Genomic DNA, 9,237 nt, shown 5'->3' with positions numbered 1-9,237 from the left:
CTGGCGGCCGGGCAGGCCGTGTCAGCCTGTGGAGCGGGAAGGGCTCAAGCGCCCGTGTTGAATCAGGAACCCGCCTATGGCGCGGCTCGTTAGAGCCGCTACCGATAGGAATCCCCCGACTTCAGGCGGGGAGGATGTCAAGAAAAACTTTCCCAGTCCGTCTTTCTGGAGGCGCATAAGATATGAAAAGAATCCTCCTTTCCGTGCTCTTTGTCGGCGTGATCCTCTCCTCCGGCTGCGCCGTGCCCCCGGGCGAGGCGCTTTTTGACGCGGGCGGCACTTCCCGGCTGAGGCTGCGGCAGATCCAGACGCGCTATTTCGACACGTCGGACAAGCAGAAGGCCATGGAGGCCGTCATTGCCACGCTCCAGGATCTGGGCTTCGTCATAGACAAGGCTTCCCTTGAGCTCGGCAGCGTCACCGGCACCAAGCTGAGGGGCTACACCGTGCGCATGACGGTCAACGTCCTGCCGCGCGGCAAGGCGCAGATGACGGTGCGCGCAAGCGCCCAGTACAACGTGACGCCCGTGGAAGACCCCGTCCTGTATCAGGACTTTTTCAACGCGCTTTCCAAGAGCCTCTTCCTTCAGGCCCATCTGGAGGAATAGCGCTCCTTCCCTGCGGCTTCCGCCTCTGCCGGGCTTCTTCCCCATCCGCCCGGCACAGGGCGCCGCGTCCACGCCCGGTCTTCCTCCTCGCCGGGCACAGTGCGCCGGGGGGCCTCTCCCCGGCGTTTTTGCGTCCGTTCCGCGGCGGGCAGGCCCTGCCGGAGGCGGGCGGAGCCTCAGCCGCCGCGGCCGGGGGACTCCGCGCATGCGCCCCGCGTGAGGGGATGTTCTTCCATCTCCCGCGTCAGCCGTTCCCCGCTTTGTTTTCCGCGCAGGCGTTCCCGGCCGGGGGGCTGCGAACACGGCCCGCAATTCCGTCCGCTTCTTGATGCGCTCCCGGAGGGGGAGGGCGTCCCCCGGCTTGCCTCGGGGCGCAAGTTTTCTTGTTGCCTTTCCGGGCGGGGCTTGGGCAATCTTGCCCCGCTCCCGGCCGTGGGCGTCGCCGCACCTTCGTCCCGGCGGAAAAAAGGCGTGCCTTTCCTGCCTCTTCGGGCTTTTGCCGGGCGGCGTTTTAGGATATCATGCCCCCTATCATGACAAGGGGGAAATATGGTCAGGGCAAGGATATGCTTTTTTGCGGTACTGACGGCGGCGTTCATGCTGTGTTCCGCCTTCCGGGCGTCGGCATGGGAATTGATCGATGTGCAGACGCATGAGAACTGGGCTTCCTGCATCTTGTCCTCCCCGGGGGAGGCCGTGGTGCGCATGCTCACGGAAGACGATGGAACCCTGCTGGCGCTGGACATGTATCCCGACCGCTCGGGCAAGACCCGGGGAAGCTGGCAGCTCAAGCTGGTGGAGACCGTTCTCCCCGAGGACAGGAAGGCGCTGGATGCCTTGCTGCCCCGCAGTCTGTCCGGGCAGATGAGGGTGGACAGGCAGGCGACGCACGATGTGCTCTTTCATTTTTCTCTGGAAGAGGATCTGCTGGTGATCCGTGTTGCCGGGCAATTCCATTCGTCCTTCATCAAGGAAGCGAAGAAGGGTTCCGTGGTCAGAATGAAGATGGGGGACGACTCCGACGCCATATATGCGGGTTTTTCCCTCCGGGGCTTTACGGCGGCCCTGAACCGCTGCTTAGAGCTGATGGAACTTGTGGACAGCCTCTCCCCCCCGCACAGCGACTTTTTCGACGAGCCGGAGGCTCCCCGCCCCTCTTCCCGCCGTGGCGGGCATGAGGCATATTTCCTGTAGAGCTTTTACGCGGGGCCGTGCTCCCCGGGCGGCGCGTTTCCCGGCAGGGCGCGGGGAAGAAGGCCCGGCTTGCGCGCAGAGGAGGGCATGGATGGGGCGCGCGGCTGTTTTCCGTGCAAGGTTCCGGCCTGCCCGGCCGCCGCAGGGCTCCTTCCTCCATGGCCGCATTCTGAGCCTCGGTTCCGGACGCGTGTTCCGCTTCTCAGAAGGCGCGCCGGGAAGGTGCGCACTCCGGCCTCTGCGAAAGGGAGTTTTTTTCGCGGCCTTTTTCCCGCCGCAGGGAAGGGGAACTTCAGAGGGGAAGGTGCGGGCGCGGCGTCTGCATCGGCCCGCCTGGTTCTGCTTTGTGTCCCCCGGCCGCGGTCTTCGCGGGCCCCGCGCAGAAGGCGCGGGGGAGGTTCAGGCAAAGGCGCGCGGGCCCCGCGCAGAGGGCGCGGGGAAGAAGGCCCGGCTTGCGCGCAGGTGTTCCGCTTCCGGGCGTATGCGGGGCGCGTTTTTTCTGTGCAGGGCGGCCGCTTATCATTGCCGTGCGGGGGGAGTTCCGCGATATGCTTCTTTCATGAGGCGGCTCCCGGTTCCGCGTGGACATGAAGTCCGGGGCTTTTCGCGCGCCCGCGCGGGAACGCGGCGCTGACGAAGCCCGTCCGGGAAGGGGCCGCAAGGACGGGGCTTCTTCCGAAACGCCGGGCCGGAGAAAAGGAAAAAAGACCGTGCAGCCTGCGCGGAAGAGGGCAGAGAACATGCGCATGAAGGTGACGCCGCAGCAGATAGCCGAGCGCTATGCGGCCATGTCGGATGAGGAGCTGGAGGCGCTCGACCCGCGGAAGCTCACCGCCGGGGCGGCGGCGCTTCGCGAGGAGGAGCTGAAAAGGCGCGGCGTGGCCGATACCCCCGGGCAGGAAGAGCGGCGGGCAGCGCGGGAAGCCTCCCGGGAAGAGACGCGCAGAAAAGATCATGTCCGGCAGCTTGCGGCCGTGGCCCTTGCGGCGGCCGCGCTGTTTATGGAATTTGTGGCCGTGCGCTTTGCGGATATTCCCCGCTACGCCCTCACGGCCGTCATCGTCGCGCTGTGCGTCCTTGCTTTGTATGTGCTGAGGGGCAGAAGATAACGCGCCGCCCGTTTCGTGCCGAAGCGTGCGCGGAAGGGGCGTGAGTGTGCGGCGCGCAGGCCTTTTTGCAGCACGCTCCGCGCGACGGGCGCTGAACGGCAGCATTTTCGGGAGGCTTCATCCTTCGGAAGAAGGAGGCTGGAGGGAAGGAGCGTATTCCTCCGGGCGGATGTTCTCTTCCGGCGTCGGCGGCTTTTTCCGCCGGAGGCTGCCGGCCTTCAGAACTCTTTGCAGTCTGGCTCCGAAGTAAGTCTCCATCATCTTATAGTCGGCGTACTGTTCAGGAAGCACCTGATACATGAGATATTTATTCAGTAATCCGCAAAACCAGTCGGCACATTGGAGATTCTGGTAGAGGTGGCTTTCCAGTTGATACGGAGGTTCAAGCAGCGCGGCGCAGGGATTTCCATGGTGGTATCTGAACATTTCGCTGCCTGCGGCGCTGATTCCGGCAAGCCTGAACTTACGTTTTGCCCCCGGTTCCATGCTGTCTATGGCGTCGAGCAGGATACTGAACGTAGAGGTATTATTGTTGCAATAACGATCAAGCCTTCTGATGCAGTCCCGCAATACGGAAGTATAAAGGGCTTCCGGTGTGTGCTCGTCAAGAGGGGGGTCTTTTTCAATCCCGCTGTAAAAAACAAATCCTCCGATGGATTCAATTTTATTCATAAGGCGGAATGTCGCATGGCGGAGTTGAGAATATTTCTCAACATTTTGCAGGGAGTAGAGCGCGGAACCTTTTTTTTCCCACTGGTATGCGGGAGTGTTTTTTTGGTCCCGGCTTATCTCCCATTCCAGGAGACGGCACTTCAGCTTATAGAAGTACATGGAGAATTTCCGTACTTCCGTAACAGGCAGGACAATCCCGGCGAATCCGAATACCGGGCTGGTATGATGCCTCGGATCGCTTCGGGAGAGGAAAGGGCCGATATGGCCGAATTCGTCCGGATAGGCAAAATAGTGCACGCGAAATCCGAAAAACACGAAAGCCCACATGAAGTGGGCCTCGGAATCGACAGCAGGACATGCCGGAACGGGCTGCCGTGCCGTCGAATTAACCATAGATATTTTGGAAGAATGTCAAGAGCGACGGGGCAGGCCGGGGGGGCGCCGCCGATGGGGCCCGGGGGCTCGCGGGGAATCCTTTTCCGGGCAGGATGCCCGCGCCCTCCCGCCGCCTTGTCCCCTCCCTTTTTTGCCTGCGCTTTTCCCCCGGCGGGCCTTTTTCCGCCCCCTATCCGTAAATAAAAAGGGCAGAAAAGGAGGGGGCTTGATTCTTTCCGTATGCGGGGTATAATCGCCGTACAAACGGCGGCCGCGTCGGGCTGCCGGAGCCCTTTGTTCCGCGCCTTTTCCGGCCGGAAAGGCCCCGGTTTCCCCTGTCCGCCGAGCGTCACATACCGGGCAAGCGGGAGGAGAGGATCGCCTGCCCCTTTTCTATCATCATGGTCTTATGGGCCTTTTCCCCTTTTCAACAAGGAAATGGCGTGAACAAACAGCATAAAGTGCTCATTGCCAACCGCGGTGAAATCGCGGTTCGCATCATTCAGGCATGCAGGAAGCTGGGGCTCGACTTCGTATGCGTCCACACCGCGGAAGACGCCTGCTCCGGCCATGTCGCCCTGGCCCGCGAGCTGGGCGGCGAGAAGAGTCTGTACCGCATTTCATCCTATCACGACGCCAACGAGCTTTTGAGCGTGGCCGACGAATCCGCCGCTACGGCGGTGCATCCCGGCTACGGCTTCTTTGCGGAAGATTTCCGCTTCGCCCGCCGCGTCACGGAGCGCTCCCGGCCGCTGGTCTTTCTCGGGCCGTCGTGGCGCGTCATCCGCGACCTCGGCGACAAGATCAACACCAAGCGCCTCGCCCGCTCCCTGGGCGTGCCCACGGTGCCCGGTTCCGACAGGCCCGTGTACGACGAGCTGGAAGCGGAGAAAATCGCCCGCTCCCTTTTTGATTTCCAGATGCAGCAGGGCATAGCCCGGCCGCTTGTGCTGGTGAAGGCTTCCGCGGGCGGCGGCGGCATGGGCATCGAGGAAGTGTACGATATCGACATGTTCCGCCAGGTGTACCGCCGCATCCGCAACTACGCCATGCGCCAGTTCAAGGACGAAGGCGTGCTCATCGAACAGCGCGTCAAGGACTTCAATCATCTTGAAGTGCAGGTGCTTTCCGACCGTTCCGGCCGCCGTCCCGTGCATTTCGGCACCCGCAACTGCTCCATCCAGTCCACCGGCCGCCAGAAGCGCCTTGAAGTGGCCCCGGGCTTCGACCCTTCCTCCATCCGTTACGATTTCGACGCCAAGGCGCTGCTTGACGAAATCGTCATGCATTCGCTGAACATGGCCCGCAAGGTCGGCTACGACAGCGTGGGCACCTGGGAGTGGATAGTCACGCGCGACGGCCACCCCTTCCTTATGGAAGTGAACACCCGTATTCAGGTGGAGAACGGCGTTTCCGCCGCAATCAGCCGCGTGAAGGGCAGGGAGGTCGACCTCATCGCCGAGCAGATACGCACCGGCCTCGGCGAGCCTCTGGGCTACACGCAGGAGGATATCACCTTCCACGGCGTGGGTGTGGAATACCGCATCATCGCCGAAGACCCGGACAACGGCTTCTCTCCCTGGGTGGGCGATATCGACCGCTTCAGCTGGGAGGAGCACGACTGGTGCCGCGTGCACACCCATGTGCCCCCGGTTTCCGCAGAGGCCCCCTACACCATTCCCACGGAGTTCGACCCGAACCTCGCCCTCGCCATTATCTGGGGCAGGGACCTTGCCGAGGTGAGCGCCAACGGCCTGGCCTTCCTGGAGACGCTCCGTCTGGAAGGGCACGACGGCAAGGGCGAGCCCCTGAAGTCCAATGTGGAGTTTCTGAAGAAAAAAACGGAGCGCATCCTGCGTTTCTAATTTCCTGTCCTCGCCAGGAAGGGATAAGAATATATGATGGAATGGGAAAAGCAACTGCATCAGCTTTCCGACAGGCTGAGCTATCTCAAGGACATATTCCCGGGCAAGCATGAGGAAGACATAGCGCTTCTCGAGTCCCGGCTCAGCGCCGTGCGCCAGAAGCTCGAAACTTGCTCCCAGGAAGAGGCGCAGGCGGACATGACTTCCCTCGAAGACCTGTTCTTCTTCATTGAATGTAAGCTCGAAGACAAGCTCACCCCCATGGACAAGGTGCGCATCGTGCGCCACCCTCAGCGCATCTGCCTGCGCGATATCCTTGAAAACGTCTACGACAACTACACGGAAATCGGCGGCCAGGGCGAGCATACCAACGACCCGGCCATGGTCATTGCCCGCGCCTACATCACGCGCAAACGCCACGGCAAGGTGTGCCACCAGCCCGTGCTCGTCATAGGCCATGAAAAGGGCCACGGCGAGGAATTCCGCAACGGCGGCTCCGCCAAGCCCTGGGGCAACGCCAAGGCCAAGCATTACATGGGCGTGGCCGAGACCGAGGGCATACCCATCCATGCCTACGTCTTCACCCCCGGCGGCTACCCCCTGGAAGACTACCCCGGCGCGGCCCAGCAGATTGCCCGCAACATCTATGAAATGGCCGGGCTCACTGTGCCGCTCATCGCCATATTCTCCGAGGGCGGCTCCGGCGGCGCGGAGGCCATTTCCCTGGCCGACAAGCGCCTCATGCTCTCCCACGGCTACTATTCCGTGATCTCCCCCGAGGGCGCGGCCGCCATTGAAGGCCGCCTGCGCGGCGGGGCCCGCGCTTCCGCCGACCTGGTGGAGCGCTGCGCCAAAGACCTGCACCTCACCGCCGAGGACAACCTGAAGTTCGGCTATGTCGACAAGATCATTCAGGAACCTGTGCTCGGCGCGCGGCCCTATCACTACGAATTCTTCCGTACCATACGCCAGGAAGTCATACGCGCCACCGACGAGGTGGTGCTCGCGGCCCGCGGGCTCGCACCCCTGCGCGCGGCCACGCTCCGCCGCTTCCGCGACAGGGAGCTGAATCTCGACGAGATCTCCGTGCGCTGGGATCTTTCCCGCAAGGCCCGTCAGCGCCTTGTGGAAAGGCGGCAGAACAAGTTCATCAAGGCCTCGCACCGCGAGTGCCAGAACCGCCGCTCCATCATGGGCCGCCTCGGCGACGCATGGTCGGAACAGTGGTGGGAGATCTACAACCGCCTCATCTACGATTTCTACCATCGCAACCGCCGCACCTTCGCCAACCTGCTCGACGAGCTCGGCTCCGAATGGGAAATGGTCAAGCTGCGCGCCATGAAGCCCTGGAATAAACTGCGCCGCAAGCCCGTGGCGGAGAACGCCGCCGCCGAGGAGGAACTCACCACCCTTTCCGAGTGGGAAGAGAACGACCGCTCCGGCTGGGCCTGGGTGAGCGACAAGGCCAGGGAAGACCGCGCCATATCCTGCCCCTATTCCGCCAAGCGCGGCTGCATGGACATGTGGGCCCCCGACCTCTACAACGAATTCGCGGGCGTGTGCTCCACCTGCGGCCATCACTTCCCCATGGAATACCAGTGGGTCATGAACAACTGCTTCGACGAGAACTCCCTCTATGAGTTCAATACCGAGGTGGAGGCGGGCAACCCCCTCTCCTTCCCCGGCTTCGACGAGAAAATCGCCGAAGCCAAAAGAAAAACCGGCCTCAAAAGCGGCTGCATCACCTTTGAAGCCCGTATCGACGGCGTGCAGGTGGTCGTCGCCATCCTTGTCGGCTCCTTCCGCGGCGGCTCCGTGGGCGTGGCCGAAGGCTCCAAATTCGTGGCCGCCGCCGACCGCGCGCGCCGCAAGCGCTACCCCTTCATCGTGTACTGCCACGGCACCGCAGGCATACGCATCCAGGAAGGCACTCACGGCGTCATTCAGATGCCGCGCTGTACCGTGGCCGTGCGCCGCTACATCGAGTCCGGCGGCCTCTACCTCGTGCTCTACGATACCAAGTCCTACGGCGGCCCCGTGGCCAGCTTCCTCGGCTGCGCCTTCTACCAGTTCGCCATACGCTCTTCCGACATAGGCTTCGCCGGGCCGGGCGTCATCAAGAACACCACCGGTATGGATATCCCGCCGGATCACCACAACTGCTACAAGGCCCTTTCCCGCGGGCATATCCAGGGCGTGTGGGACAGGCGCGACGTGCGCGCCAACCTGCGCCAGGCCCTCGAAACCATGGGCGGCCGCAACCTTTACTATCGCTAGGGTGAACGCATGAGAGATATTGCCGAAGTCATGGAAGAACTCAAGGCCGCCCCCTATACGGAAAGGGAGGTCTGCGCCCCGCATACCGGCGTTCTTCGCTTTGCCGAAATCGAGGAGGGCGCCCGCGTCAGCGGCGCAACCGGCGCATGGAAGGAAATCCCCGGTACCCATATCGCCACCATCACGCGCGAGAAAAACCCCTGCAAGGTTCTCGCCGGAGAACGCGGCGTGCTCCAGAAGCTCTACCGCGAACTCGACGGCTCCTTCGTCGAAGCCGGTACCCCCCTCGGCCTCATCCGCCACTACCTCACCAGGCAGGAAGTCGTCAGCAAGCTTTTGAAGGAAAGCCTCTACGCCTTCTGCGCCCCGGAACGCGCCAAGTATTACTTCGTGCCCGATGTGGATAAAAAGGTCAAAATCCTCGGATGCCGTACCGTCTCCATCCACGACGGTATGGAACTCTTCATCGTCTCCCGTATGAAACGTGAGGCCCCCCTCTGCTATACCGGCCCCGCAGGCATCATCTACGACGTCTACTTCGACCAGACCAGAAACGTCGACGCCGGCAGCCCCCTCATCGTCGTCTGCCCCCCTGAACAACAGTCCGCCGTCGAAGACGTCGTCGCCCGCGTCCAGAGCGAATGGAACGAAGGCGAATAACCCCCAAAAATAACACTGATCCCGCGCCCGGCCCAGGCTCCCCCCCGGCCGGGCTTTTTTATGCCCCGGCGATAACGGAAAAGGCACGAAAAGGCAGGAAAGGCACGCGGGGCGCCGCCCCGCACCCCGCCGGGGGGAATGATTCCCCCCGAACCCCCTCATCAGGCAATCTCACGCGCAGGAAGAACGCAGAAGGCAGGGCTCCGGCTCACTTCCGATGCGGAATCCTCCTTTCCCCCGAAAGCTGCGCCGGGCCTGCTTCTACCGCACAGGTTGGAAGGCTCGACCTGCGTCCCGGCCCGCCCCGCGTCAGTGCAGGTGTGCGCTGCCGCGCCCACCTGCGGTGGCCGACCGCTGCCGGGCTTCGCCCGTCACCGGTGTAAGAGGAAGGGAGGAAAAGATTTTTAGGGAGAAATGCTGACGTCGGCAGGAAGAAAAGATTTTCCGGAAAGAGCGGTTGCGGCGGCGAGATGATCG

The 9,237-nt window shown here is 62.7% G+C and carries 7 protein-coding genes; 6 read left to right on the top strand and 1 reads right to left on the bottom strand.

The window, feature by feature from the left end; translation table 11 throughout:
- The first annotated feature begins 182 nt into the window (after nt 1-182).
- The 3 genes from K8W16_RS00035 (at nt 183) to K8W16_RS00025 (ending at nt 2,911) form a co-directional block, all read left to right on the top strand.
- Nucleotides 183-608, top strand: a complete 426-nt coding sequence (locus tag K8W16_RS00035; RefSeq protein WP_304120074.1) for a hypothetical protein — start codon at nt 183-185, stop codon at nt 606-608.
- 549 nt (nt 609-1,157) lie between these two features.
- On the top strand, nt 1,158-1,802 hold the full coding sequence (locus tag K8W16_RS00030; protein WP_304120073.1) for a hypothetical protein: 645 nt from the start codon (nt 1,158-1,160) through the stop codon (nt 1,800-1,802).
- 740 nt (nt 1,803-2,542) lie between these two features.
- Nucleotides 2,543-2,911, top strand: coding sequence for a hypothetical protein (locus K8W16_RS00025; RefSeq protein WP_304120071.1), 369 nt, complete (start codon nt 2,543-2,545; stop codon nt 2,909-2,911).
- 117 nt (nt 2,912-3,028) lie between these two features.
- Here K8W16_RS00025 and K8W16_RS00020 read toward each other — a convergent pair whose 3' ends face one another.
- Nucleotides 3,029-3,898: a DUF3800 domain-containing protein gene (locus K8W16_RS00020; RefSeq protein ID WP_304120069.1), complete on the bottom strand. Its 870-nt coding sequence runs from the start codon at nt 3,896-3,898 to the stop codon at nt 3,029-3,031.
- Between the two features lie 461 nt (nt 3,899-4,359).
- On the opposite strand from K8W16_RS00020, the gene K8W16_RS00015 reads away from it, so the two are divergent.
- From K8W16_RS00015 to K8W16_RS00005, 3 genes are read left to right on the top strand one after another with little or no spacing between them, the layout of a single operon-like run.
- Nucleotides 4,360-5,823 carry a biotin carboxylase N-terminal domain-containing protein gene (locus tag K8W16_RS00015; RefSeq protein WP_304120067.1) on the top strand — a complete coding sequence of 488 codons (1,464 nt, stop codon included), beginning with the start codon at nt 4,360-4,362 and terminating at the stop codon, nt 5,821-5,823.
- A gap of 36 nt (nt 5,824-5,859) precedes the next feature.
- Nucleotides 5,860-8,100 (top strand): carboxyl transferase domain-containing protein, encoded by a 2,241-nt coding sequence (locus K8W16_RS00010; RefSeq protein WP_304120075.1) that lies wholly within the window; start codon nt 5,860-5,862, stop codon nt 8,098-8,100.
- Between the two features lie 9 nt (nt 8,101-8,109).
- Nucleotides 8,110-8,760, top strand: coding sequence for a biotin attachment protein (locus tag K8W16_RS00005; protein WP_304120066.1), 651 nt, complete (start codon nt 8,110-8,112; stop codon nt 8,758-8,760).
- Nucleotides 8,761-9,237: the final 477 nt, after the last annotated feature.

Source organism: Mailhella massiliensis, assembly GCF_020741395.1.
In the GTDB taxonomy this organism is placed as follows: Bacteria; Desulfobacterota; Desulfovibrionia; order Desulfovibrionales; family Desulfovibrionaceae; genus Mailhella; species Mailhella massiliensis_A.
The sequence above is the reverse complement of the archived record's forward strand: the minus strand, read 5'-3'. Positions and strand labels throughout refer to the sequence as shown.